Genomic DNA, 24,961 nt, shown 5'->3' with positions numbered 1-24,961 from the left:
ATGCTGGTCGATATTCAAAACCTCAAGATCGGCTTCAAGTCGCGCACCGGCTTCCATCAGGCAGTCAAGGGCGTGTCGCTGAAGCTCGGCACCGAAAAGCTCGGCATCGTCGGTGAAAGCGGCTCGGGCAAGAGCCTGACCGCCCGCGCACTGATGAAGCTTCTGCCCACGCAGACCGTCATCGAGGCGGACAAGCTGGAATTCGACGGCATCGACATCCGCTCGGCGTCGGAAAAGCAGATGCGCACGATCCGCGGCAAGCGGGCCGGCTTCATCCTGCAGGATCCGAAATATTCGCTGAACCCGGTAAAGACCGTCGGCAGCCAGGTCGCCGAAGCATGGCGCACCCACAAGGGCGGCAGCAAGCGCGCAGCGCTGGAAGCCGCGATCAACCTTTTGGAAATGGTGAAGATCCGCGATCCAAAGAAGGTCGCCGCCTCCTACCCGCACGAAGTCTCCGGCGGCATGGGCCAGCGCGTCATGATCGCCATGATGCTCGCCCCCGATCCGGAACTGCTGATCGCCGACGAGCCGACGTCTGCGCTCGATGCCACGGTGCAGGCCGAAATCTTGCGCCTGATCGAGGAACTGGTGTCGGAACGCGGCATGGGCCTTCTGCTCATCAGCCACGACTTGCCGCTCGTTTCGCATTTCTGCGATCGCGTCGCCGTCATGTATGCCGGTCATGTGATGGAAGAACTGAAGGCGTCGGACCTGCTCTCCGCGCAGCATCCCTATACGCGCGGCCTCTTGAACTGCATGCCCTCGCTGATGCACCCGAAGGAGCGCCTGCCCGTCCTTACCCGTGATCCGGAGTGGCTGAAATGACGATCGAGATCGACAATCTGCGTATCAGCTTCGTTGGCCGCGAAGTCGTCAAGGGCGTGTCCTTCAACGTCGCCAAGGGCGCAAGCTTCGGTATCGTCGGTGAAAGCGGCTCAGGCAAATCCACCGTGCTGCGCGCCATGGCCGGCCTCAACAACGACTGGTCCGGCCGTATCGCCTTTTCCGGCGAAAACGCCCCGCTCTATCGTCCGCCTGCCTTTTTCCGCAAGGTGCAGATGGTGTTTCAGGACCCTTATGGTTCGCTGCACCCGCGCCAGACGATCGACCGCATCCTGTCGGAACTGCCGCTCGTGCATGGGATGGACAATATCGATGATCGCATCGCCAAGGTGCTGTCGGCCGTTGCCCTGCCGCAGACCGCGCGCTTCCGTTATCCGCACCAGCTGTCCGGCGGCCAGCGCCAGCGCGTGGCAATCGCCCGCGCGCTGATCGCGGAACCGGAAGTGCTGCTGCTCGATGAACCGACTTCGGCGCTCGACGTCTCGGTTCAGGCGGAAATCCTCAACCTTCTGGCTGATCTGCGCGCAGAGCGGAACCTCACTTACGTGATGGTCAGCCACAATCTCAGCGTCATCACCCATCTTTGCACCGAAGTCGGTGTGATGATCGATGGTCACATGGTTGAACAGATAACTGCCGAGGATCTAAGACTCGGCAATGTCAATCACGCTCATACCCGCGAATTGCGCAGTCTGAGCGTGGAGCTCGAAGAACCGGCCTGAACTTTCCAAGGAAAGGTTCTGGCGGACCCGGTCCGGTTTTAGAGCAGTAAGTGGAGAAGCGAGATGTCGATCACGGCCAATTGGGATAAGGCGCAACAAGCCGTCAGGAAATTCACTGACGGATGGGGTGCGGATCAGCCCGGTGGTGCAGTGATCGGCTTCGACGCCAACGGCATCCGTTTTGCCGAGGTTGGCGGTGTCGAAAGCCTCTCGACCATGGCGCCTTTCAGCGCCGATACGGTCGTGCGTTACGCCTCCGTCACCAAGCACGCTTTCTGTGCGATGGTCCTATCACACCCGGAAGCAATCTCCCTCGACGACAAGCTCGGCCAGCATCTGCCCGAGCTTCACGAGCCGATGGCAAGTGTCACGGTCGCCCGCGCATTGGACATGAGCGGTGGCCTGCCCGACACACGCGAATGCCTCTCCCTTCTCGGCCTCTCGGTCTATACCGAAACCAAGGCCGGCCCGCTGATGGAATATCTCGCCCGCCAAACTCGCCTGAATTACGAAGCCGGCACCGAAGTTTCCTATTCCAACACCGGTTATCGACTGGTCGAAACAGCGCTTGAGCGCAAGGGCCTGTTCTTCCGAGATTTCATCCGTGATGCGGGCATAAAGGCCGGCGCCACGCTCGACGCGCCCGATGTCTGGAACGATCCCGTCGCCGATCTCGTACCGGGCTACTGGCACGATGGCGAAAAATGGCAGCTCTCCGCCGCCGGCCTGCATATCTCCGCCTCCGGCAGCATGACCGGCAGCGCCACAAGCCTCGCCAACTGGCTGCGACTCCTGCTGTCCGGAAACGCGCCCTTCGCTGGCACGCTTGCCCGCCTTGCCGCCCCCCGCGCCCTGAAAGATGGGGCCGAAAGCGGCTACGGCCTCGGCATCTGCCGCACTGTGCTGGATGGTCACGAATTCACCGGCCATGGTGGCTCCCATCCCGGCTACAAGACCTATTTCCTTCTCGATCAGGCAAACCAGACCGGTTTCGTCATCGTCTCAAACCGCGAGGACACCAACGGCAGCAAGATCGCGCAGGAAGCCATGGCAGCCCTCTTCGATCTCGCCCTCCCCGTCCCCTCCTCTGCCCTGACCGACGGCCTTTATGCCAGCGAAACCGGTCCCTCCTGGATTGAGGTCAAAGGCTCCAGCGTCAACTGGCTCGACGCAGATACCGCCGTTTATGAGGACGAAGACGGTTATGCCTCGTCCTTCTCCGCCACGTCTCCCATGCGCCTGAAGATGGATGGCACGGCGATCGTCGGCCAGATCGGCTACCCCGCCCGCCGCCTCCATCCGGCTGTCGATACAGGCGTCCCGGCATCGCTTTCCGGCCGCTGGTTTTCCGATGAAGGCGCGACGTTCGAGATCGACGGCGAAACCCTCGTTATGGGTGTCGGCCCGGTCCGTCACCGCATGCCGATGACCGCGCTCGGCAACGGCCGCTTCCTCTTCACCTTAAAGGACGGCCCCTGGACGAAGCGTGTCTGCCTGCATCTCCTATCCGAAAGCCGCCTCGAACTGGTTCTGTCACGCGCGAGAATGATCGAATATAACCGCGCCTGACGGCAGCGTACTGACACGGTCGCATTCCAAAAGCATGATCTGCTGATTGCATTTTGCCGTCATTCGGACCAATGGAAGACCGCCGCCGGTTTTGCATTGGAGTTCGCCGTGGAAGTCAAATGGCTTGAAGATTTTCTGGCGCTGGCGCAGACGCTGAACTTTTCCAAGGCTGCAGACGAGCGCAACGTCACCCAATCCGCATTCAGCCGCCGCATAAAGCAGCTCGAAGCCTGGGTCGGCACCAGCCTCATCGACCGCGCCACCTATCCTTCACGCCTGACCGAAGCCGGCAAGCGTTTCGTGCCGATCGCCGAGCAGACGCTGCAAAATCTCTATCAGGCCCGCCGCAATCTGCAGCATGAGGAAGGCAATGACGCCCGCACCGTGACGCTGACGGCGCTCCACACGCTGTCCTTCACCTTCTTTCCGGATTGGCTGACGGATCTCAGCGCCAAGCTCGGACCGATCGTTTCCCACATGCGGCCGGATTCCGGCAGCATGGAAGAAAATTTGAATTCCCTGATCGACGGTGATTCCGACTTTCTGCTGACCTACCAGAACCTGCATGTGCCGATGTTGCTCGATCCGCAATTCGAACATCATACGCTCGGGGCAGAAACGATCATCCCCGTCAGCGGCCCGGATAAGCAAGGCGCGCCGCTTCACCAGGTCGAAGCGGGCTTCGCACATGTAAGCTATCAGAAGACGTCGTTCTTCGGTCAGTTGATGGCCGGTGCCCTGGCAACACGCCTGCCGACGGACAATCGCGTCCATGTCGGCAGCCATTCCATCGGCCTGAAAAGCATGGCCCTGGCGGGCTGGGGCGTGGCATGGATGCCGGAAAGCCTCGCCAATGCGGAACTGGCGGACGGAAGACTTGTCCGCGCAGCAGAAAATGACTGGGATATCGAGGTCGAAATCCGCCTCTATCGCTCGAAGGAAAACCGGCGGCCCATCGTCAAACGCATATGGGAGACATTGGCCGCCGGCTGATGTTCTTGGCAACTCCAATCTCCGGAATCGCCCTGAAACAACGAAATGCTTAGACCGCCGTGCGGCGGGCATTGTCCATGTAGAGCTTGCGCAGGCGCGTAAACATCGGACCGGGCTTGCCGTCACCGACAGGCTTGCCGTCGATCGATGTGATCGGCACGATGAAGTTGGACGCGCTGGTGAGGCAGGCCTCGCGCGCCGCCATGGCTTCCTCGACGGTGAACAGACGCTCCTCGACGGCCAGCCCCTGCTCGCGGGCAAGTTCGAGCACGGCCAGACGCGTGCAGCCCGGCAGGATGGCGTTGCCATTGCCACGCGTGACGATCTTGTCGTCATTGGTGATGATATAGGCGGTCGACGACGCACCTTCGGTGACGTACCCGTCCTGAACCATCCAGGCCTCGTCGCAGCCTTCCGCCTTTGCGATCCGCTTGGCGAGAACCTGCGGCAGCAGGCAGACGGTCTTGATATCGCGGCGTTCCCAGCGCTGATCCGGCACGACCTTGACCTTCAGGCCCTTTTCGACGGCAGCGACATGTTCCAGCGTCTTTGCCTGAGTAAAAAGCAGCAGCGTCGGCTCGAGATTTTCCGAATAGAGGAAATTCCGGTCTTCCGCGCCACGCGTGTACTGCAGGTAGATCACGCCTTCGTTCAGCTTGTTCTCTTCAATCAGACGCTTTTCGATGGCAACGATCTCGTCGGTCGAGATCGGCAGATGACCTCCGATTTCGCGCACACTGCGCTCCAGGCGCGTCATATGCAGCGGGCTGTCGATCAGCTTGCCGTCCAGCACGGCCGTCACTTCATAGATACCGTCACCGAAGAGAAAACCGCGATCGAAGATCGACACATGGGCTTCGTTCTCGGGCAGGAAGGCACCGTTCAGATAGACGATGCGGGGTGCGTTGGCGGACATGGAAACTCCGGTGGACTGTATGGAAAAAGATCACCGACGCTTGAGAGCATCGAGAGAAATGGCATGAATGGTCGAAGGTTTGTTCGTCCCGGCATTGTAGCCGTTGGTCGTTGTCGCCGTCGTTATCGAATTGAGGATCGCCTCCTCGGCAGCCTCAATCACCGCTTCGAAGAGCGGCGAGACCATATCATTGGAAAGAACCGGGTAGTTCGCGACCGCCTTGCGGCGCTCCGGCGTGCGGCGCACCTCTTCGGCAGTGGAGAATGCCAGCGCATAATCGCCCGAGCCGTTGCTGAGTGCAGCGCCCGTGCGCGCCAGCCCGCCAAAGCAACGCTCGGCAAGCCGTTTCAGATTGCGCGAGCAGAGCGGCGCATCGGTCGCCACGATCATCACGATCGAGCCGTCCTTGTCATGCGCGCCTTCCGCCTCATAAGGCTTGCCGGCGACCGTAAGCTTGCCGCCGTAATTGGACTGAACCAGCACGCCGACCGTATAAGCTGCTCCACCGGCCTTCACGACACGTGAACTGGTACCGATCCCGCCCTTGAGACCGAAGGCAACCGTACCGGTACCGGCGCCGATTGCCCCCTCTTCGACCGGACCTGTCTTCGCGGCAGCAAGCGCCGCCGCCATCTCGTCCACGCTCGGACGGGCAGCACGAATATCGTTCAGCCGTGAATCGTTGGTCTCGCCGACAACGGCATTAAGCGACACGACACGCTCATTGCCCGCCTGTGCCAGCACATGCCGGTTGATCGCCTCGATGGCACGGCCGACACCGAGCGTATTGGTCAAGAGGATCGGCGTTTCGATCTCGCCAAGCTCGGCGATCTGCGTCGAACCCGCGAATTTGCCGAAACCGTTGAATACGGCGAGTGCTGCCGGCACCTTGTCCTGAAACAGATTGCCGGAATGCGGCAGGATGGCGGTCACACCCGTGCGCGTCCGTTCACCTTCGACGCAGGTCACATGGCCGATGGCAACGCCCGCGACATCGGTGATCGCGTTGAGCGCGCCGGTCCCGTAGTGGCCGATGGATATGCCAAGATCACGCAGGCGCGCACGATGTTCAATGGTCATTGAATGGTTCCGGTCTTCAAAGTGGCCAAAGACTACTTCAGCCCGATCCGAACCGGCACAACAAAAACGGAATAGTTTCAGACCACCTTTGCAAGAGGATGACCGACAGCAACCACTCCCCATATTGACAGGTGAGCACAGGCGAATGCCGAAACACCTGATACTCAAGACACCTGCCGTTTCGGACACCATCGTGACTTCCGGCCAGACAAGATCACCTGCGAGCCAAGTCCCCGCAGACGGGATCGTCGCATGGTTTAGGCCGCAAATTCCGGGTGCTCGAAGGCCTGTACGCTGGCCGCATAGTCTTCGTCGACCTTGCGAACCCGGACCAGACATGTCTGAGCGCTACATCCTTGCGACAGCGACGACGAAGGCACATCCAGCGTCAGGGTATTGGGATTGCCATGGCGCTCCAGAGTGCGGTCAAAATCCATGTCGAACCAGGCCCCCGTCGAGAGCCTGACCACACCCGGCATGATCGCGTCGGAAATCACCACGGCCGAAATCAGACGTCCTCGCTCGTTATGGATTTCGACGAGATCTCCCTCGCTGAGATCGCAATGCTGTGCATCCGTGGGGCTGATGAAAACCGGCTCGCGCCCCTTCACCTTTCCCGCCTTGCTGTGCGGGCTGGCATCGAGCTGGCTATGCAGACGCCTCACCGGCTGGTCGGAAATCAGATGGAACTGATCCTCGCTCTCCCGGTTGCCCAGCCATTCCGGCGGCTCGAACCATGTCGGATGACCGGGGCAATCATCAAGGCCAAAGCTGTCGACCATCTCGGAAAAGATCTCGATCTTGCCGGAAGGGGTCGGAACCGGATTTGCCTTTGGCTCTTCGCGGAACTCCTGCAGCATCACCACCGGAAGTGCCTGGGGCTGAAGGTCGAAAAGACCATCCTGCCAGAACTGGTCGAAACTCGGCATCTCGACACCCTTTTCGCGAGCATTGGCGGAGGTCACGCCATAAAGCCGCCGCAGCCAGCCTTCCTCATCGAGATTTTCGGAAAAATTCACGCCCATGCGCAGCGCAAGTCCGCAAAAGATATCGAAGTCGTTGCGCGCCTGCGCATACGGTTCCGAAACCTTGTGCATCGCCACGATCAGATCCTCGCCGCCGGATGACGCAATATCGTTGCGCTCCAGAGGGGTCGTGACCGGCAGTACGATATCCGCAAGCTTTGCGGTCGGCGTCCAGTAGGGTTCGTTGACGATGATCGTCTCCGGCTTCTGCCAGGCCTTCAGCAATCGGTTGAGATCCTGGTGATGATGGAACGGGTTGCCGCCCGCCCAGTAGACGAGCCGGATATCCGTATAGAGATGCTCCTTGCCGTTATAGGTGAAGGCCTCGCCCGGATTGAGCAGCATGTCGGTGATCCGTGCTACCGGAATGAACGCCTTGACCGGATTTTCCCCTTGCGGAAACGCCCCCGACTTGAAGCGGACATTGTCATGGCCGACCGAATTGAGCGCGCCATAACCGACCCCGAAGCCACCGCCTGGCAATCCGATCTGCCCCAGCATTGCCGCCAGCGTCACCAGCATCCAGAAGGGCTGCTCGCCGTGAACGGCACGCTGCAGCGACCAGGAAATGTTGAGCATGGTGCGATGGCACGCCATCTCGCGGGCAAGCGAAGCGATCCGGTCGGCATCGACGCCACACAGTCCGGAAGCCCATTCCGGCGTCTTGGCGATCCCGTCGGTCTCGCCCGCTAGATAAGCCGAAAAACGGCCATATCCGACGCAGTGACTGTTGAGGAAATCCAGTTGCGCCAGTTCTTCGGTGTGAAGCACATAAGCCAGCGCCAGCATCATCGCGACATCGGTGTTCGGCCGGGCGGCGATCCACTCGCTGTCGACCGGCATATTGTCCGAGACCGGGCCGATATTGATGAAGCGCGTGCCGTTCTTCTCCATCTCCAGCATACCGGCCACCACGCGGTGCCGCCCTGCCCCGCCGGCCGACATCTGCGCATTCTTGACCGGCACACCGCCGAAGGTGACGAAAAGCTCGGTATGCTTGGCCATCACATCGAAGGATGTATGTCGATCCAGCAGGAATTCGGTGGAGCCTATCGCATGCGGCAGGATCACCCGTCCGGCGGCGAGACTGTAATTGTCGACCGACGACACATAGCCGCCGATCAGGTTGAGAAAGCGATGAACCTGGCTCTGCGCATGGTGGAAACGCCCCGCACTTGCCCATCCATAAGAACCGCCGAAGATGGATTCATTGCCGTGCTCACGCCGCACCCGGTCGAGTTCGGCCGCCAGAAGATCAAGCGCCGTATCCCAGTCGACCTCGACGAACGGCTCGCGCCCGCGCAAATGCGGATTGGCACCCGGTCCCTTTTCGAGCCAGCTCTTGCGGATCGAAGGCCTGCGGATCCTCACATCCGTCAGGTCTTTTGCAGCCATGTGCAACCCGATCGGAGACGGATCGGGATCTTGCGCAAAACCTTCAAGCCTCAGCCCAGTCTCGTCGGCTTTCACTTCATAGACGCCCCAATGGGCCGCAGTGAATGTCTTACCCATTGGTGAAGTCCGCCTTCTCTCCTACTTCGCCGGAACCGGCTGTGTCTGCCGCCGCTGTAAAGCCTCGATAACGATCCGCGCGCCATCCTCGATCGCGTGTTCGATCGCCTCGCGAGCCGCAACCGGTTGTCGCTCATGCAGGGCAACCAGCAAGTCGTCGTAATTGTGGTGTTCTCCTGTTCCCGACTGGACTTCCGGATAAAGGTAGTTGAACCCGGGACCGGCCCTTAGCCACAACAATTCGATCACCCCGAGAAGCGTCGGCATCCGGGCCGCCGCATACAGCACGAAACGGAATTTCTTGTTCAGTGTCAGGGCCAGATGCTGGTCCTTTTCGGCCTTTGCCGCGAGATAACGTGTGAGCAGCGCCTTCATCGTGGCGATCTCGTCGGGCGTGATCTGCGACGCTGCATTGAATGCCGCAAGGCCTTCGACCGATTTGCGGATCTCGGAAATCTCCGAATATTGCTCCACCGTCATCGTCGGCACCCTGAAGGATTGCGCCGGTTCTGCCGTCAGAACCCCGGAGGCGGCAAAACGCACCAGCGCCTCGCGCACAGGCGTGATGCTCATTCCGAGCGAATCCGCCAGCTCCTTCGTAACGAGCCGGGTTCCCGGCTCAAGCCGCCCTTCTATCAGGGCGGCACGGATTTCGTCTTCCACATGGGTAACCAGGCTCCTTCGGGGAGCCGCATTGAACAAAGCTGTACTCACTTAGACCTCACCCTTGGAAAAATTGCCCGTTTTTTGGCACTCAATCGAAAATGCCCATATCTTGCCCACAAAGAATATATCATATATCTTAGCAGATAATAATAGCCCCCTGACGAATACATTGTCAGGATATCAGATACCAACACCAGAGGAAGTGAAGGCCCCCATGAAAAGACTTGCTGCCATTGCGCTCGCTGCATCCATGCTGCTGCCAATCTCCACGGCCATCGCTTCGGCGGCCGATATCGTCGTAGGTCGCGGCGCGTCGACCACCGCGATGGATCCCGGCTTCCTCAAGGAGAGCGCCACGATCGTCGACAACATCTTCGACACTCTTGTCATGCGCGACAAGGAGATGAAGCTGGTCCCGGGCCTTGCCACCTCATGGAAGGCGATCGACGACACGACCTGGGAATTCAAGCTGCGCGACGGCGTGAAATTCCACAACGGTGAGGCGATGGATGCCGAAGCGGTCAAGTTCACCATCGACCGCGTCATTGACCCTGCCGCAAAGTCGCCGACCGTATCCTATATCCGCACGGTCGAAAGCGTCGAAGTCGTCGATCCGCTGACCGTCCGCATCAAGACCAAGGGCGCCGATCCGCTTCTGCCCACCCGCATGAGCCGTTATCCTGCCTATATCGTGCCGCCGAAATACGTGAAGGAAGTCGGCAACGACGTCTTCGCCCGCAAGCCGGTCGGCACCGGCCCTTACAAATTCGTCGAATTCGTTCCCGACCAGCACGTCATTCTCGAAGCCAACAAGGATTACTGGCGCGGCGCTCCGTCGATCGACAAGGTGACCTGGCGCGCCATCCCGGATGGCACGGCCCGTATCACCGCGCTTCTGACCGGCGAAGTCGACCTGATCGAAAACGTCCCCGTCGATATCGCCCCGATGGTCAAGGACAGCCCGGATACCGATCTCGTCCAGGTCAAGAATGGTGGCCTCACCATCTATCTCGGCCTCGTGATGAACGAAAAGCCGCTGGATAACATCAAGGTCCGCCAGGCACTCAACATGGCGATCGATCGCCAGTCGATCGTCACCAACATCCTGCAGGGCATGGCATCGCCGCGCGGCACACAGGTCGGCGCCGCCGACTTCGGCTACAAGGATCTGCCCGTCACGCCTTATGACCCGGCCAAGGCAAAAGCGCTGCTCGCTGAAGCCGGCCTGCCGAACGGCTTCTCGATCAAGATGCAGTCCACCCATCGCTACATGAAGGACAGCGAAGTCGCCCAGGCGATTGCCCAGCAGTTCGGCGATATCGGCGTCAAGATCGATCAGGAAGTGCTCGACTGGTCCGTCTACACCCAGCAGGTTCCGCGCAAGGGGCCGATCTTCATGCTCGGCTGGGGCTCCACCCAGACGCTCGATGCGGATGCCGCCGTCTACGCCATCTTCAAGACCGGCGAGCCCTATTCGACAGCCTCCATTCCGGAACTCGACAAGCTGCTCGACGAAAGCCGCTCGATCGTCGACCCGGCAAAGCGCGAAGCTGTTCTTGCTCAGATCCAGGATCTCGCCGCCGAGCAGGTCCCGGTCATCCCGCTCTACCAGGAAGATGCCCTTTACGGTAAGGCTAAGTCGGTCACCTTCGAAGGACGCCCGGACGCCCGTATCCCGATCTTCGACATCAAGAAGCAGTAATCGCGCATGACACGGTTCTGGAATGTCAGGGACAACGCAGATGCGATATTTGCCACGTTCCTTCTGATCGCGGTTCTGGCGCTTTGCGTCCTCGTGCCTCTCCTCTGGCCGATCGACCCGGTGCGCGGAACCCTGACCGCGACATTCAAGCCGCCGCTCTCCGTCATTGGCGGAGAGCTTCATCCTCTGGGAACAGACCAGCTCGGGCGGGATCTCCTCGCCCGTCTTGGGCTTGGAACGGCAATCTCGCTGTCGATCGTCCTTGCCGCCTCGGTCATCTCCGTCGTACTCGGCACGACACTCGGCATGATCGCCGGTTATTACCGCGGCTGGTTCGACATCATCATCATGCGTGCCGTCGATGTGCAGCTCGCCATCCCGTTCATTCTCCTGATCCTGCTCATCGTTGCCGTCATCGGCCCGAGCATGGGCAATCTCGTCGTGGTGCTCGGCGTTACCGGCTGGGCGGTGTTTGCCCGCGTCGCCCGCGCCAAGACGCTCGAAATCCGCGAGCTGGAATATATCGACGCCTCGCGCTCCATCGGCCTGTCCAACATGGTCATCATCTTCCGCCATGTCCTGCCCAACATTGTCGGGCCGATCACGGTGCTGATGACGCTCGACCTGCCGCGCCTCATCATTCTTGAAGCCTCTGTCGGCTTCCTGGGCCTTGGCGTACAGCCGCCAACCCCAACGCTTGGCAATCTGATCGGCGAAGGCCGCTCCTTCATCCTGCTTGCCAACTGGCTGGTGCTCTATCCGGGCCTCGTCATCGGCGCGCTGGTGATTGGCTGTAATCTGATCGGCGACTGGCTCGTAAGACGTGCAGACAGCAGGAATGCGTAAAATATGAAGACCTTGAGCTTTATCACCGGTCGCGCGCTTCAGGGCCTTGTCGTCATGTTCGGCGTCTCGGCCATCGTGTTTTTCGCGCTTTTCCTCACCGGCGACCCGGCAGCCCTGATGATGCCGCCCGAAGCATCCCGCGAAGAGATCGAGGCATTTCGTCAGGCCATGGGTTTCAACGATCCGATCTGGGTTCAGTATGGCCGCTTTCTCGCGAGCGCCGTAACCGGCGAACTGGGCATGTCGCTGCGCTTCCAGCGTCCGGCGCTCGATCTTCTGATCGAACGCCTGCCGGCAACGGCACTTCTGGCCATGACCGCACTCATCTGGAGTTCGCTGCTCGGCTTCCTGCTCGGCACGATCGCCGCCGTGCGCAAGAACAGCGCCATCGATTTCGCCATCCGGGTCATCTCGCTGCTCGGTCAGGCCATCCCGGTCTTCTGGCTGGCGCTGCTGCTGATCATCTTCTTTTCGCTTAAAATGCGCTGGCTGCCATCGAGCGGCATCGGCTCGGTCTGGCATCTGATCATGCCGTCCATCGCGCTCGGCGCCTATTATCTCAGCGCCATCACACGACTGGTCAGAGCAAGCCTCATCGAGGTACTCGGCGAAAACTATATCCGCACCGCCCGCGCCAAGGGCATCTCGTCCTGGCGTATCATCGTCCATCACGCGCTGCGCAACGCGTTGATCCCGGTTATCACCGTGCAGGGCATGTATTTCGCCTCACTGCTCGGTGGCGCATTGGTGACGGAAATAATCTTCGCCTGGCCGGGCATCGGGCGTCTGGCGGTCGAGGCAATCCAGAACCGCGACTTTCCTGTTGTTCAGGCTGTCGTTCTCTTTGCCGCGGCGGTCTTCGTCATCGTCAACTTCCTCGTTGATCTCGCCTATGTCTGGCTCAACCCGAGGATCAGGCTGTGACTTCGGACGCCACTTTCGACGCGGCTCTCGACCTAACCCGAGAGTGGTGCGAAATCCCGTCGGTCAAGGGCGATGAACGGCAGATCGCGCGACAGGCGGATGCGGTTGTCAGCTGGCTAAAGAGCGAAATCGGCGCAAGCATCGTCTCGGCTGAATCTTCGAACGGCCGCCCGCCGGTTATCCACGCCCGCATCGATGTCGGCGCGGAAAAGACCATCACCCTCTACAACATGTATGACGTCATGCCCGCCTCGCCGGAAGGCTGGTCGGTCGATCCGTTCAAGGGCGGCATCGTCGATCTCGAAGGCATCGGCGAAAGCTTCGTTGCCCGCGGTGCGGAAAACAACAAGGGCCCGCTCGCCGGCATGCTTTTCGCCGTCAAGGCGCTGGCGGATACCGGAAAACTCCGCGTCAATGTCGAGATCCTCATTGATGGCGAAGAGGAAAGCGGCAGCGGCGCGATGCGCGACTATCTCGCTGCGCCCGATTGCCCGGTACGCAAAAGCGCCTCCACGATCTTTCCCTCCTTCTGTGAATATGGCGGAGGCGCGCCGCGTGTCTATCTCGGTTTCTCCGGCATCGCCAAGGGCGAGGTCCGGGTCGATGGCGGTGCATGGGGCGGCCCGAAAACAGCCATCCATTCCAGCAACGCCCCATGGATTGCCAATCCCGCAAGCCGGCTGGTCGAAGCCCTGTCCCTGATCGGCAACCCGCCAACCGGCGAACTGGCAAGGATCGCAATCGACGCGGAAGCCACAGGGATCATCTCGGATCTCGCAAAAGCTTTCGATCCAGCAGCCGAACTGCGCTTCCGCAAGACGGAAACCTTTTCCCTGGAAGGCGACGCGCAGGCACTGCTGGAACACGTCCTCTCGACCGCATCCTTCAACATATCGAGCCTCGAAACCATGCCGCTCCGCTCCGATGGCGTGATCCCGCATGGCGCACGTGCCGCTTTCGAGCTGCGCACACCGCCCTCCCTCGATCCGGCGGATTTCCTCAGCCAGTACCGGGTAACGCTCGAAAAGACGCCGGGAGCGATCCTCAACGTTGCCGACAGCTATCCCGGCTTCCGCTTCCGCGCCGATGCGCCCGGCGTCCCGGCCCTCCTGAAAAGCTACGAGACCACCGCCAACGCCACGCCCCAGATCTGGCCCTGGGCAATCGGCGCAGCACCCGCTTATGCTTTCGCGCCCCACGCAAACTCCTTCCTGCTCGCCGGCGCCGGCCGTGGCGGCAATGCGCATGGCATCGATGAGTTCATGACGCTTGAAGGTTTTCGGCGTTTCATCCAGTCGATAACGCTCTGGCTCGAACATGTCGCAGCCGAACCGGAGGCCGCATGAACACCATCCGCCATCTCTCCCGCAAGGATGCAATCGAGGCCGGCGCGCTCGATTGGGTGGCGGCCGTGGAGGATATCCACGCCACGATCCGGCTCTTGCGCAGCGGCGAAGCAGGCATGGTCGCCGAAAGCGTCATGCCGCTGGGTAGCGATCCCCGCAACAAGGCCTATGGCCTGCCGGCCTTCGTCAGCGGCGCTTATGATGCCGCCGGATTGAAATGGACCGTTCATCGCGCGGAACCGGTCGGCGACCTGCCGAGCATCAACAGCACGACGGTCATCAACCGGCTGACTGACGGCGCACCGGTCGGCAGCGTCGAAAGCGCTCTCCTGACCCGCATGCGCACCGCGGCCGTCTCCGCAGCAGCGATCAAGTCTCTGAAGCCGGCCGGCATAAGAACAGTTGCTCTGCTGGGCGCCGGCGCGCATGCGCAGACCCATCTGGACATGTTGCTCGCCCTGTTTCCCGGTCTCGAAGCGGTCCACCTCTGGAACCGGACACGATCAAACCTCGATCCCCTGATCGAACAGGCCGGGCGTAGCTCCACCCGCATCCTCCCCCATGCCGATTGGCATGACGCGCTGGCCGATGCGGATGTCGTCATCTGCTGCACGTCTTCACCGCAGCCGTTTCTGGACAGATCCGCAGTCAGGCCCGGCCGGCTGATCATGCAGATCGGCTTTCACGAAGTCATGTTCGAGACGATCGCGGCGACCAATCTCGTCACCGTCGATCTATGGGGCGATTTCGCCGAGAAGAGCGCCAAAAGCCTGTTCCAGATGTATCGCGCCAAAGAGTTTGCTCCCGAGCAAGTGGCGGCGGATCTCCCTGCCCTATTGCTCGACGGCTGGCGACCACCGCCAGACGCATCGCTTTATTTCTCCAGCTTCGGCCTCAACGTTTTCGACATCGCCTTTGCCGCGCGAGTGCTAGCCCGAGCGAACGAAATGAACATCGGCACTCTTCTGCCATCCATCTGATACGCATTCCCGAAAGGATCCGGCCATGATCATCACCGCCGCCGAACTCATCAAGTTGCTGCCAGAAAGCAAGTTCGTCCCCGTCGACGTGCGTCCCGAAACGGCATGGCGCGAAGCCACCATTCCCGGCGCGGTGAGCCTCAATGTCTATGACTATTTCATTCCCGAAAGTGACGAGGCAGGCATAACCGGCATGGCCGCCGGCGCTCGCGAAGCCTTCGACCGGCTGGGCCTCGGCGGCGATCGTATTCCCGTCTTTTTCGAGGAACAGACCGGCATGATCTCGCCGCGCGGCCTCTGGTTCTATGAACTCGTGGGCCTCAAGGGCGGCCTTATCCTCGATGGCGGCATCCAGGCATGGAAGGCAGAAGGCGGCGAAACGACTTCAGGAATAGGGTTGCCGGACGTCATCGCACAATCCGAGACAAAAGGCCTAAGCTTCCACCGCGAACTCGTCGCCTCGACGGATGACGTGCTGAACCACGCGGATCACAACGCCGATATCTTCGATGTCCGCCGCAAGACGGAATTCGAAGGCACCTTCCACCACGCCTGCTGCGCCCGTCCGGGCCGCATTCCGCATTCGCATTTCGCCTTTTACGAGGATGTGCTGAAAGACGGCAAATACCGTCCGGCGGAGGAAATCCGCCGGATCGCTGAAGCAGCCGGCCTGTCGCCGGATCGGGAGATCATCACCTATTGCCACCGCGGCGCACGCGCTGCAACCGCACTTTATGGCTTGAAACTCGCAGGCTTCGACAAGCTGAAAATCTATGTCGGCTCATGGCATGAATGGGCCGGCAATGCCGCCCTGCCGATCGAGATCGGCCCAGCCGAAGAAGTATAAGAGCCTCGTCGGGCGAGCCGTTTCGCAGCTTGCCCGACCATCCGGCTGATCAATAGCAGTCTTCGACACTGTAATGCACCGGGATCTCGGCAATGCTCGCTGTCTTCGGCAGCTCAAGAACCATGTGAACGATATTGGCGATATCTTCCGGCTGGGTCAGCTCGGCACTGTCGCGGGTCGCCAGCGCATTGCCCATGTCGGTGGCAACGAAACTCGGGCAGATGATCGTCGAACGAACGCCGTTATCCTTGCCGCACTGGCGCAGCCCATGCCCCAGCGCCACAGCCGCAAATTTCGACATCGCATAAAGCCCGGAACCTGCGGATTTCACCCGCTTGCCCGAAAGCGAGGCGAGCGTCACGATCCGCCCGTTCGGGGCCTTTTCAAGATGCGGCCAGGCCAGCTGACTGAGACGCATCGGCGACTTCACGTTGACATTGAAGATCAGGTCGAAATCGGCGTCTTCAGCTTCCAGCACGGTCTTCGGCGTCATGATCCCGGCATTGTGCACGAGCCCATCCAGCCGGCCGAAACGGGCAATCGTCTCTTCCATCCATGACCGTTCGCTTTCAGGATCGAGCGCATCGAAGCGGCAGACAAGCGCGTTCGCATTCTCATTGAATACCGAAGCCTCCGGGTTTCTGACCCCAAGGCTCACGGACCATCCTTCGGAAAGCAGCTTTTCCGCAATCGAAGCGCCGATACCGCGCGATGCGCCGCTGATCATTGCCACCCGGTTCGACACTGTCATTCTTCCATTCCCCGCCAATTCACCTCACGCCGCGGCAGCGGCATTGCCCCACTCATCACCCCAGGACTGCACCAGGTGCCCTGGCGAGACCTCCACATAATCCCGCTTCGGCGGAACATAGGAGAGCGGTCGGATCGGGCTCTTGATCTCTTCGTTGCTCAAGCCCCGGCGAATGCCGCGACGTGCCGGGTCCGGAATCGGAACCGCAGTTAGGAGCCGCTTGGTATAGGGATGCTGCGGGTTTTCGAAAATCGCCTGCCGTGGACCGATCTCGACGATCTCGCCGAGATACATGACGGCAACCCGATGGCTCATCCGCTCCACCACCGCCATGTCATGGGAAATGAACAGGTAGGAAAGCCCCATGCTTTCCTGCAGGTCGAGCATCAGGTTGATCACCTGCGCCTTGATCGACACGTCGAGAGCGGAAACAGCCTCGTCCGCGACGATGATCTGCGGCGCCATGGCAAGCGCGCGGGCAATGCATAGGCGCTGCCGCTGGCCACCGGAAAACTCGTGCGGAAAACGGCTTGCCATATCTGGCTGCAAGCCGACCTTCACCATCAGATTCGCCACCCGGTCGCGGGCATCGCTTTTGCCGGATGCGATCTTGTGAGCCAGCAGTGGTTCGGCCACCGCATCGCCGACCTGGATGCGCGGATTGAGGCTGGCAAACGGGTCCTGGAAAATCATCTGGATATGGCGGCGCATGGCGCGCATGTCCTCACCCGTCAGGCCGAGTATCTCCTCGCCGTCAAGCTTAACCGAACCGGACGTCGCATCCTGCAAACGGATGATCGTCCGTCCGGTCGTCGATTTTCCACAACCGGATTCCCCCACCAGAGCCAGCGTTTCCCCGGCCTTGAGATCGAAGGAAACGTTCTCGACCGCGTGGACGCGGCCGGATGTGGAGCCGAGAAACCCGCTGCCGATATCAAAACGCGTCACCAGATCACGCACCTGCAAAAGCGGCACCGGCTCGGCAGACACGGTGTCCTTGACCTGTGGCATCGCAACAGGCACGCCCGTCTCGACATCCACGAGCGGGAAACGGGCGGGGCCTGCCTCGCCCTGCATCGAGCCGAGCTTCGGCACGGCGGAGAGAAGCGCCTTGGTATATCCCCGCTGCGGCTCGGCAAAAATCTGCTCGGTCTGGCCGCGCTCGATCGCTTCGCCCTTGTACATGACAAGCGTCCGGTTGGCGATTTCGGCAACCACGCCCATGTCATGGGTGATGAAGAGAACGGCCATGCCCTCTTCTTCCTGCAACAGCTTGATCAGTTCGAGGATCTGCGCCTGGATCGTCACGTCGAGCGCCGTCGTCGGCTCATCAGCGATCAGCAGTTTCGGGCGGCAGGCAAGCGCCATGGCGATCATGATACGCTGGCGCATGCCGCCGGACATCTGGTGCGGATATTCTTCGAGACGTTTGGCGGCGGAAGGAATGCGCACCTTGTCCAGCAGGCCGCGCGTCTCTTTCATCGCGTCCGTCAGCGATAGGCCGCGATGCGCAACCAGCACCTCGGAAATCTGGTCGCCGATCGTCAGCGACGGATTGAGGCTCGTCATCGGCTCCTGAAAGATCATCGCGATCCGGTCGCCGCGCACGTCGCGCATCCTTCGCTCAGGCAGCGTCGTCAGTTCCTGTCCTTCAAGCTTCACGGAACCTTCGATCCGGCAGGTCTCGGGCGCATAAAGCCGCATGATCGACATCGCGGTAACGCTCTTGCCGGAACCGGACTCGCCTACCAGCGCCAGTGTCTCGCCCGCATGAATATCGAAGGACACGTCACGCACGACGGGAAGCCAGACGCCCTTGCGGCGGAAAGAGGTTTTCAAGCCCGACACGGTCATCACAGGTGCGCTCATGGACGGGTCCTTTTTCTCTAAAACTGGGGTCCGTGGCAATAATTTGCCTCTTTATATTGCATGCCACAAATGAAAGCATCTTGCCAGCATCGATATAGGATATATTATATATCCATTGATCATTGCTGGTCGCATCCGACCTGCCGCATCCCGTGATTCAAGAGGAAATCTGCATGAAACTCGAAGCGATCCCCAGGCTCTCCCTTGGCTATCTGCCGACGCCGATCGAGAAGATGGAACGCCTGAGCGCCGAGCTTGGAATTACGCTTTCGGTCAAGCGGGACGATTTCACCGGCTTCGGCGGTGGGGGCAACAAGGTGCGCAAGCTCGAATACCTGATGGCCGATGCCGTCGCCCAGGGTGTCAAGGTGCTCATCACCACCGGCGGCCACCAGTCCAACCACGCCCGCATGACGGCTGCTGCGGCCCGCAAATACGGCATGAAGCCCATCCTCGTCCTGCGCGGCAATCGCCCGGATCTCTATCAGGGCAATCTCCTGCTCGACCATCTCTTCGGCGCCGAGATCGACTTCCTCGATCCCGATGCCTATTTCACCGAGATCAACCCGCGCATGGCCCATCATGCTGCTGAGGCCGAGGCACGCGGCGAGAAGGCCTATATCATCCCGCTCGGCGGCGCGAGCGCACTCGGCGCCATGGGTTACGTCAACGCGGTCAAGGAACTCTCCGAACAATATGCAGCCGCTGGCACGCCCGCCCCGCGTTATCTCGTTGCCCCGGTCGGTTCCGGCGGCACACTTGCCGGCCTGCATATCGGCTGCTCGCTCTATTGGCCGGAAACGGAAGTCGTCGGCATTGCCGTCACCGGCAGCGCCGTTCCGTTCAGCGAACGTATCGCCGTGATGGCCAATGCCGGCGCGGAACTTCTCGACCTCGAAAAGCGCTGGATCGCCGACGATATCCGCATCGAGAACGACTATATCGGCCCCGGTTATTCCATTCCGTCGGATGCAGGCAATGCCGCGATCAAGCTTGCCGGCAATCGCGAAGGCATGCTTCTCGATCCCGTCTACACCGGCAAGGCTTTTGCCGGCATCATCGGTTGCGTCGAGAAGGGCAGCATCGAGAAGGGCAGCTCCGTCCTCTTTATCCATTGCGGCGGCTCCCCTGCCCTCTTCCCCTATGCCGGCCTGCTGACCAGCGACCTCGCTGGCTAAGGATTTGTCCCGGCGAAACGAATTTTGAAAGCCGGACACCCCTCCCCAACTAACCTCCCATATTGCCCGAACGCATATGGGAGGTCTTTTTTTGCCCATAGGGAAGGATAGGATCGCCTGCTGATTAAGCGGCAATCGCCAGCTTCGGCCGAAGTCTCGAAATGTGGAAAGGCGCAGGGTCGACCAGCGTATCGCCACCCATGACGATATCGGCCATCAGATGGCCGGCACCCGGCCCGATCCCAAACCCGTGGCCGGAAAAACCGGAGGCGATGAAGAAGCCCGGCGTCGACGGCACGTCGCTGATGACGGGAACGGCATCCGGCGTCACATCCATCATGCCTGCCCATTCGTTGACGACACGCGCCTTGGCAAAGGCAGGATAGGCGCGCGCCAGATTGGCGAGCGCCGTGCGGTTGAAGGATTTTGTCGGCAGCGGATCGAGCGTACGGATCGTCTCGAAGGCCGTCTTTTCATCCAGCGCCCAGCGTCTCGGCATCATCAGTTCGTCGACGAAGGATTTCCCGACACGGAGCTTCAGCTCCCGCCAGGTCTGGACGAAGGACGGCATATATTCGAAGAACAGCCGCAAACTGTCCGGCACGATATTGGCGATATTGGCGTTGCGCAGCGCCACCGAATAGTCGCCATCCAGACGCTTTCTGTAGGCGAAATCACCGGCACCGACCGGCATGTCGGAAATGCCTTCAATGCCGGTCACGCGGGCGACCGTGCCCATCACCTTCAGCTGCGGAAAATCGATGCCCATATTGCCAGCAAACAGCCGCGACCAGACACCGCCCGCCAGCACCACCGACGAGCAGGTGATCCGGCCACGTTCCGTCACGACGGCGGAGATCCGGCCGGCCGAACGTTCGACGCCACGCGCAGCACATTGCGTCAGGATGTGAGCGCCGGCGCGTCTCGCCGCATTCGCCATGACAACCGTCGCCAATGCCGGCTCAGCCCGTCCATCGCTCGGCGTATGAAGACCGCCGATCAGCCCGCCGGATGATCCCGGCAGCAGCGCTTCTGTTTGCGGGCCGGTCAGCATTTCGGAGTTCAGCCCGTAGGCCTTGCCCTTTTCATACCAACCGCCCCAGATATCCATGTCGCGCTTGTTGTAGCAGAGATAGGTAATGCCGGTACGCCGCCAGCCGGTTTCCTCACCGGTGCGCTCGTTCATCTGCGACCACAATCTGAGGCTTGCCATGGTCAGCGGAATTTCCGCCGGGTCGCGGCCCATCTGGCGTGTCCAGCCCCAGTTACGTGCAGACTGTTCGCCGCCGATCACGCCCTTCTCCACCACCGCGACTGAAACCCCGCGCTCCGCCAGCGTCAGTGCCGTGTTGATGCCGATGATACCGCCGCCGATGACGACGACATCGGCATGTGCCGGCAGTTCGGCATCGCCTTGAAAAGGGGAAACGGGAATGGAAAGTGACATGGCCTTTGCCTCGATGGTCGATTTCAAAAAATTCAAGCCGCCCATTCCGGGCCGGCGTCCTGCACCAGATGGCCCGGCGACACTTCGCGATAGGTGCGCGCAGGCGGCACATAATCGCCGGGACGCACCGGACTGCGGATCTCGCTGTCGGCAATCTTGTGGCGATCGCGGCGACGCGACGGATCGGGAATCGGCACGGCTTCGATGAGACGGCGCGTATAGGGATGAACCGGATTGGAAAAGATCGCCGCCCGTGGTCCGATCTCGACGATTTCTCCCAGATACATCACCGCCACCCGGTGGCTGATCCGCTCGACCACGGCCATGTCGTGGCTGATGAAGATGAAGCCGAGCTGCATCTCCTGCTGCAGTTCCAGAAGCAGGTTGACCACCTGCGCCTTCACCGAAACGTCGAGCGCGGACACCGCCTCGTCGGCGATGATCACGCTCGGCTTCAGCGCCAGCGTGCGGGCGACGCAGATGCGCTGCCGCTGACCACCGGAAAATTCATGCGGATAACGCTTGGCGATATCGGGAGACAGGCCGACACGCGTCAGTAGCGAGGCGGCAATCTCGTCCTGCTCCTTTTCGGTCGCCAGCTTGTGGATGCGCAGCGGCTCGGTGATCGCCCGACCGACCGTCAGGCGCGGGTTGAGGCTGGCGAAAGGATCCTGAAAGATCATCTGCACCGAACGGCTGAGCGATTGCCGCGTGTCGCTGCGCATCTGCTTGCCGCAGATCTCCACCTTGCCCGCTGTCGGATGCAGCAGGCCGGTGATCAGCTTGCCAGTCGTGGATTTGCCGCTACCGGATTCGCCGACGATCGCCAGCGTTTCTCCGCGTGCAAGCGTCAGGCTGACATTCTCGACCGCATGGACACGCGCGGTGACCTTGCCGAAGATCGTCTGCTGCACCGGAAAACGAACCGACAGGTCCTTCACGTCGAGCAGGATTTCCGACGTATCGACGGTGGATTTCAGCACAGCAGCATCGGTCGCAAGGCCAGTGTTGATATCGTAAATGGCAAAAGGCTGCGGATCGCTTGAGCCGCTCATCGATCCCAGCTGCGGCACGGCGGAAAGCAGCGCCTTGGTATAGGGATGCCGGGCATTGGCGAAGATCTCGGTCGTCGTGCCCTCTTCCACCACGTCGCCGCGATACATCACCACCATGCGGTCGGCGACTTCGGCAACAACCCCCATGTCGTGGGTGATGAAGAGAACGGCCATGCCCTCTTCTTCCTGCAGCTCCTTGATCAGGTTCAGCACCTGCGCCTGGATTGTCACGTCGAGTGCGGTTGTCGGCTCGTCGGCGATCAACAGTGCCGGCTTGCAGGCAAGCGCGATGGCGATCATCACGCGCTGGCGCATGCCGCCGGAAAACTGGTGCGGATATTCACCGTAACGCCGTGCCGCAGACGGGATATGCACCTTTTCCATCAGCCGGATCGCCTCGACTTTGGCCTCAGCCTTCGAGATACCGCGATGGGCGATGATGGATTCCGCAATCTGCTCGCCGATGCACATTGTCGGGTTGAGCGAGGTCATCGGCTCCTGAAAGATCATCGCGATCTCGTTGCCGCGCAGCGCCTTCAGGTCTTTCGGCGAAAGGGAGAGAAGCTCCTTGTCTCCCAGCCGGATCGAACCTTCGATCCGAGTCGACTGCTGCGGCAACAGGCCGAGCACGGACAGTGCAGTGACGCTCTTGCCCGAACCGGATTCACCGACGATCGCGACGGTCTCGCCCGGTGCGATATCGAAGCCGAGATTGCGCACGACCGAGGTCCATCCGTCCTTGTTGCGAAAGGATATGTTCAGACCGGAAATCGACAGGCCGGGCTTTGTTGTGGTTTCGGCTATCGACATCACTGCCCCCTGATCTTGCTGGATTTCGGATCGAGCCTGTCACGCAGGTCGTCGCAAAAGGCATTGAGAATGAGGATCATCGCCGTCAGCGCCGCACAGGGCCAGACAAGCAGCATCGGCGCCTGCGCCAGCGTGGCGCGCCCGGTGCCGATCATCAGCCCGAGCGACGGAGCCGGAGGCAGCACGCCAAGCCCGAGGAACGACAGGCCGGATTCCAGCACCACCGTCACCGCGACCGTGAAAGAAAACTGGACGATCAGCGGACCAGCGACATTCGGCAGGATGGTGGAAAACATAACCCGAGCATTGCTTGCCCCCATGCTGCGCACGGCCTCGACATAATCCTGCGAGCGAACGGAAAGCACGCTGGCATGGGCAACACGGGTGAAGCTCGGCACGAAGACGATCGCCAGCACGGGAATGAGCGTCACCGGTCCCGGCCCGTAAAGCGTCACGGCCAGCATCGCGAGCAGCAGCGGCGGAAAGCAGAGCACGATATCGATGAACCGCATTGCCAGCATTTCGGTCAGCCCGCGCGAATAACCGGCCAGAACGCCAAGCGCCGTGCCGATGACACCCGCCAGAATGGCTGCGGCAAAGGCCACGATCAGCGAGTTTCGCAGCGCGAAGATGAGACGCACGAGAATGTCGCGGCCAAATTCATCCTGACCGAACAGATGCTGGGCCGACGGACCGGCAAAACGGGCCGCAGTATCCATCAGCAACGGGTCCTGCAGCGGCAGAACGGGAGCGAGAAGACCGACGATGAGCAACAGAGCCAGAAGATAGGCCGGGATCTGGCGTGGTGTGAATTTCAAGGAGGTTCCGGTCATTTGCGCACCCGCGGATCAGTCAGGCCGTAGAGAACGTCGACCAGGAAGTTGAGGCCGATGAAAAGCGCCGAAATCACCAGAATGACGCCGGTCACGGTCGGATAGTCACGGGCATTGACGCCGCTGACCAGCATTCCCGAGAGCCCCGGCCAGTTGAACACATATTCGACAAGCACCGTGCCGCCGAGAAGCGAGCCGATCTGCAGCGCGAAAATGGTGATGACGGGGATCAGCGCATTGCGCAGGATATGGTGGAGCACGATACGGCGATCGCCCAATCCCTTGGCGCGCGCGGTGCGCACATAATCGAGCGGCAGGACTTCCAGCGTCGAGGCGCGGGTGATGCGGAAGACGATCGCGGCAAGCCCGATACCGATCGAAAGCGACGGCATCAGAAGAAGCATCATGTGTTTTCCCGGTGCCTGCGAAAACGCGACGAAACCGCCTGCCGGCGTCAGCTTCAGCATCTGCGAGAAGACTAGGATGAGAAGCGTACCGAGCACGAAAACTGGAATGCCCTGGGCGAAACCCGCGACATAGGATGCCGCGCGATCGAACGATCTGCCGGTGTGAAGCGCGGCATAGATGCCGGCCGGAATTCCGATGACGAGGCTGATCAGCGCCGCAAGCCCGATCAGCTCCAGCGTGCGCGGCAGCCGGCGCGCGATCTCCGCCGAGACGGAACTGTCGTCGACCATGGAGCGCCCGAGATCGAAGGAGGCAAGGCCCTTCAGCTTCTCCACATACTGCTCGACGATCGGGCGGTTCAGCCCGAGATCCTCGCGGATCATCTGCACGGTGGCCGGATCGGCCGAACCGCCGTCCTGTGACAGAAGCAGCTCGACGGGGTCACCGGGTACGAAGTGGATGGACATGAAGACCAGCGTCACGATCACCCATAACATGATCAGACTGGCAAACCCGCGTCTCAGAAACCAGAACATGAAGCCCCTATTCTCTTTTCGTCACGGCACAGGCCGCCGCAGTCATGCGACGCGGCAACCAATACCATTTCCGCTTCCACCTGCGTCAAAACGCAAGCGG

21 protein-coding genes are annotated in these 24,961 nt (G+C 60.9%); 11 read left to right on the top strand and 10 right to left on the bottom strand.

The features are described 5' to 3' along the window. The 4 genes from ACI3K0_RS16465 to ACI3K0_RS16450 all read left to right on the top strand — a co-directional run bounded on the left by ACI3K0_RS16465 (window position 1) and on the right by ACI3K0_RS16450 (window position 4,130). On the top strand, window positions 1-828 hold the full coding sequence (locus ACI3K0_RS16465) for an ABC transporter ATP-binding protein (protein ID WP_148145221.1): 828 nt from the start codon (window positions 1-3) through the stop codon (window positions 826-828). Then, window positions 825-1,568 carry an ABC transporter ATP-binding protein gene (locus ACI3K0_RS16460; protein ID WP_404945672.1) on the top strand — a complete coding sequence of 248 codons (744 nt, stop codon included), beginning with the start codon at window positions 825-827 and terminating at the stop codon, window positions 1,566-1,568. Before ACI3K0_RS16465 ends, ACI3K0_RS16460 begins: the two co-directional genes overlap by 4 nt. Window positions 1,569-1,631: 63 nt before the next feature. Next, window positions 1,632-3,137, top strand: a complete 1,506-nt coding sequence (locus ACI3K0_RS16455; RefSeq protein WP_404945671.1) for a serine hydrolase domain-containing protein — start codon at window positions 1,632-1,634, stop codon at window positions 3,135-3,137. A 108-nt stretch (window positions 3,138-3,245) separates the two neighbouring features. After that, complete coding sequence (locus ACI3K0_RS16450) at window positions 3,246-4,130, top strand: LysR substrate-binding domain-containing protein (RefSeq protein ID WP_206823799.1); 885 nt, start codon at window positions 3,246-3,248, stop codon at window positions 4,128-4,130. A gap of 49 nt (window positions 4,131-4,179) precedes the next feature. On the opposite strand, the gene ACI3K0_RS16445 is transcribed toward ACI3K0_RS16450, so the two are convergent. The 4 genes from ACI3K0_RS16445 to ACI3K0_RS16430 all read right to left on the bottom strand — a co-directional run bounded on the left by ACI3K0_RS16445 (window position 4,180) and on the right by ACI3K0_RS16430 (window position 9,377). Then, window positions 4,180-5,046 carry a D-amino-acid transaminase gene (locus ACI3K0_RS16445; protein WP_404945670.1) on the bottom strand — a complete coding sequence of 289 codons (867 nt, stop codon included), beginning with the start codon at window positions 5,044-5,046 and terminating at the stop codon, window positions 4,180-4,182. 30 nt (window positions 5,047-5,076) lie between these two features. Further along, window positions 5,077-6,126 (bottom strand): P1 family peptidase, encoded by a 1,050-nt coding sequence (locus ACI3K0_RS16440; RefSeq protein WP_404945669.1) that lies wholly within the window; start codon window positions 6,124-6,126, stop codon window positions 5,077-5,079. A 257-nt stretch (window positions 6,127-6,383) separates the two neighbouring features. Beyond that, window positions 6,384-8,663: a molybdopterin guanine dinucleotide-containing S/N-oxide reductase gene (locus ACI3K0_RS16435; protein ID WP_404945668.1), complete on the bottom strand. Its 2,280-nt coding sequence runs from the start codon at window positions 8,661-8,663 to the stop codon at window positions 6,384-6,386. A 21-nt stretch (window positions 8,664-8,684) separates the two neighbouring features. Beyond that, window positions 8,685-9,377 carry an FCD domain-containing protein gene (locus ACI3K0_RS16430; RefSeq protein ID WP_206823805.1) on the bottom strand — a complete coding sequence of 231 codons (693 nt, stop codon included), beginning with the start codon at window positions 9,375-9,377 and terminating at the stop codon, window positions 8,685-8,687. Between the two features lie 166 nt (window positions 9,378-9,543). Between ACI3K0_RS16430 and ACI3K0_RS16425 the strand changes: the two genes are divergently transcribed. The 6 genes from ACI3K0_RS16425 to ACI3K0_RS16400 are packed head-to-tail and all read left to right on the top strand — an operon-like array spanning window position 9,544 to window position 15,974. Then, entirely contained in the window at window positions 9,544-11,031 is a 1,488-nt protein-coding gene (locus tag ACI3K0_RS16425; RefSeq protein WP_404945667.1) for an ABC transporter substrate-binding protein, read from the top strand. A 6-nt stretch (window positions 11,032-11,037) separates the two neighbouring features. After that, on the top strand, window positions 11,038-11,877 hold the full coding sequence (locus tag ACI3K0_RS16420) for an ABC transporter permease (RefSeq protein ID WP_183820775.1): 840 nt from the start codon (window positions 11,038-11,040) through the stop codon (window positions 11,875-11,877). 3 nt (window positions 11,878-11,880) lie between these two features. Next, window positions 11,881-12,801 (top strand): ABC transporter permease, encoded by a 921-nt coding sequence (locus ACI3K0_RS16415; protein ID WP_404945666.1) that lies wholly within the window; start codon window positions 11,881-11,883, stop codon window positions 12,799-12,801. Beyond that, entirely contained in the window at window positions 12,798-14,147 is a 1,350-nt protein-coding gene (locus tag ACI3K0_RS16410) for a M20/M25/M40 family metallo-hydrolase (protein WP_404945665.1), read from the top strand. The genes ACI3K0_RS16415 and ACI3K0_RS16410 overlap by 4 nt, the downstream gene beginning before the upstream one ends. Then, window positions 14,144-15,127 carry a hypothetical protein gene (locus ACI3K0_RS16405; protein WP_404945664.1) on the top strand — a complete coding sequence of 328 codons (984 nt, stop codon included), beginning with the start codon at window positions 14,144-14,146 and terminating at the stop codon, window positions 15,125-15,127. Before ACI3K0_RS16410 ends, ACI3K0_RS16405 begins: the two co-directional genes overlap by 4 nt. A gap of 25 nt (window positions 15,128-15,152) precedes the next feature. Next, window positions 15,153-15,974 (top strand): sulfurtransferase, encoded by an 822-nt coding sequence (locus ACI3K0_RS16400; RefSeq protein WP_404945663.1) that lies wholly within the window; start codon window positions 15,153-15,155, stop codon window positions 15,972-15,974. A gap of 49 nt (window positions 15,975-16,023) precedes the next feature. Here ACI3K0_RS16400 and ACI3K0_RS16395 read toward each other — a convergent pair whose 3' ends face one another. Together ACI3K0_RS16395 and ACI3K0_RS16390 are read right to left on the bottom strand one after the other, a co-directional pair. Further along, on the bottom strand, window positions 16,024-16,725 hold the full coding sequence (locus ACI3K0_RS16395) for an SDR family NAD(P)-dependent oxidoreductase (RefSeq protein ID WP_404945662.1): 702 nt from the start codon (window positions 16,723-16,725) through the stop codon (window positions 16,024-16,026). Between the two features lie 24 nt (window positions 16,726-16,749). Next, window positions 16,750-18,594, bottom strand: a complete 1,845-nt coding sequence (locus tag ACI3K0_RS16390; protein WP_404945661.1) for a dipeptide ABC transporter ATP-binding protein — start codon at window positions 18,592-18,594, stop codon at window positions 16,750-16,752. Between the two features lie 173 nt (window positions 18,595-18,767). On the opposite strand from ACI3K0_RS16390, the gene ACI3K0_RS16385 reads away from it, so the two are divergent. Beyond that, window positions 18,768-19,772 carry a 1-aminocyclopropane-1-carboxylate deaminase/D-cysteine desulfhydrase gene (locus tag ACI3K0_RS16385; protein ID WP_404945660.1) on the top strand — a complete coding sequence of 335 codons (1,005 nt, stop codon included), beginning with the start codon at window positions 18,768-18,770 and terminating at the stop codon, window positions 19,770-19,772. A gap of 124 nt (window positions 19,773-19,896) precedes the next feature. Here the strand turns inward: ACI3K0_RS16385 and ACI3K0_RS16380 are convergent, their stop codons facing one another. From ACI3K0_RS16380 to ACI3K0_RS16365, 4 genes are read right to left on the bottom strand one after another with little or no spacing between them, the layout of a single operon-like run. Continuing rightward, window positions 19,897-21,219 (bottom strand): NAD(P)/FAD-dependent oxidoreductase, encoded by a 1,323-nt coding sequence (locus tag ACI3K0_RS16380; protein ID WP_404945834.1) that lies wholly within the window; start codon window positions 21,217-21,219, stop codon window positions 19,897-19,899. Between the two features lie 32 nt (window positions 21,220-21,251). Next, window positions 21,252-23,084 (bottom strand): dipeptide ABC transporter ATP-binding protein, encoded by a 1,833-nt coding sequence (locus ACI3K0_RS16375; protein WP_404945659.1) that lies wholly within the window; start codon window positions 23,082-23,084, stop codon window positions 21,252-21,254. Beyond that, entirely contained in the window at window positions 23,084-23,917 is an 834-nt protein-coding gene (locus tag ACI3K0_RS16370; RefSeq protein WP_404945658.1) for an ABC transporter permease, read from the bottom strand. Before ACI3K0_RS16370 ends, ACI3K0_RS16375 begins: the two co-directional genes overlap by 1 nt. Continuing rightward, window positions 23,914-24,861, bottom strand: coding sequence for an ABC transporter permease (locus tag ACI3K0_RS16365; protein ID WP_404945657.1), 948 nt, complete (start codon window positions 24,859-24,861; stop codon window positions 23,914-23,916). The genes ACI3K0_RS16370 and ACI3K0_RS16365 overlap by 4 nt, the downstream gene beginning before the upstream one ends. Window positions 24,862-24,961: the final 100 nt, after the last annotated feature.

Origin of the sequence: Rhizobium sp. ZW T2_16, assembly GCF_044987325.1 — a bacterium.
GTDB lineage: Bacteria > Pseudomonadota > Alphaproteobacteria > Rhizobiales > Rhizobiaceae > Neorhizobium > Neorhizobium cellulosilyticum.
Note: the sequence above shows the minus strand (reverse complement) of the source record. Positions and strands in the feature narration are given on the sequence as shown.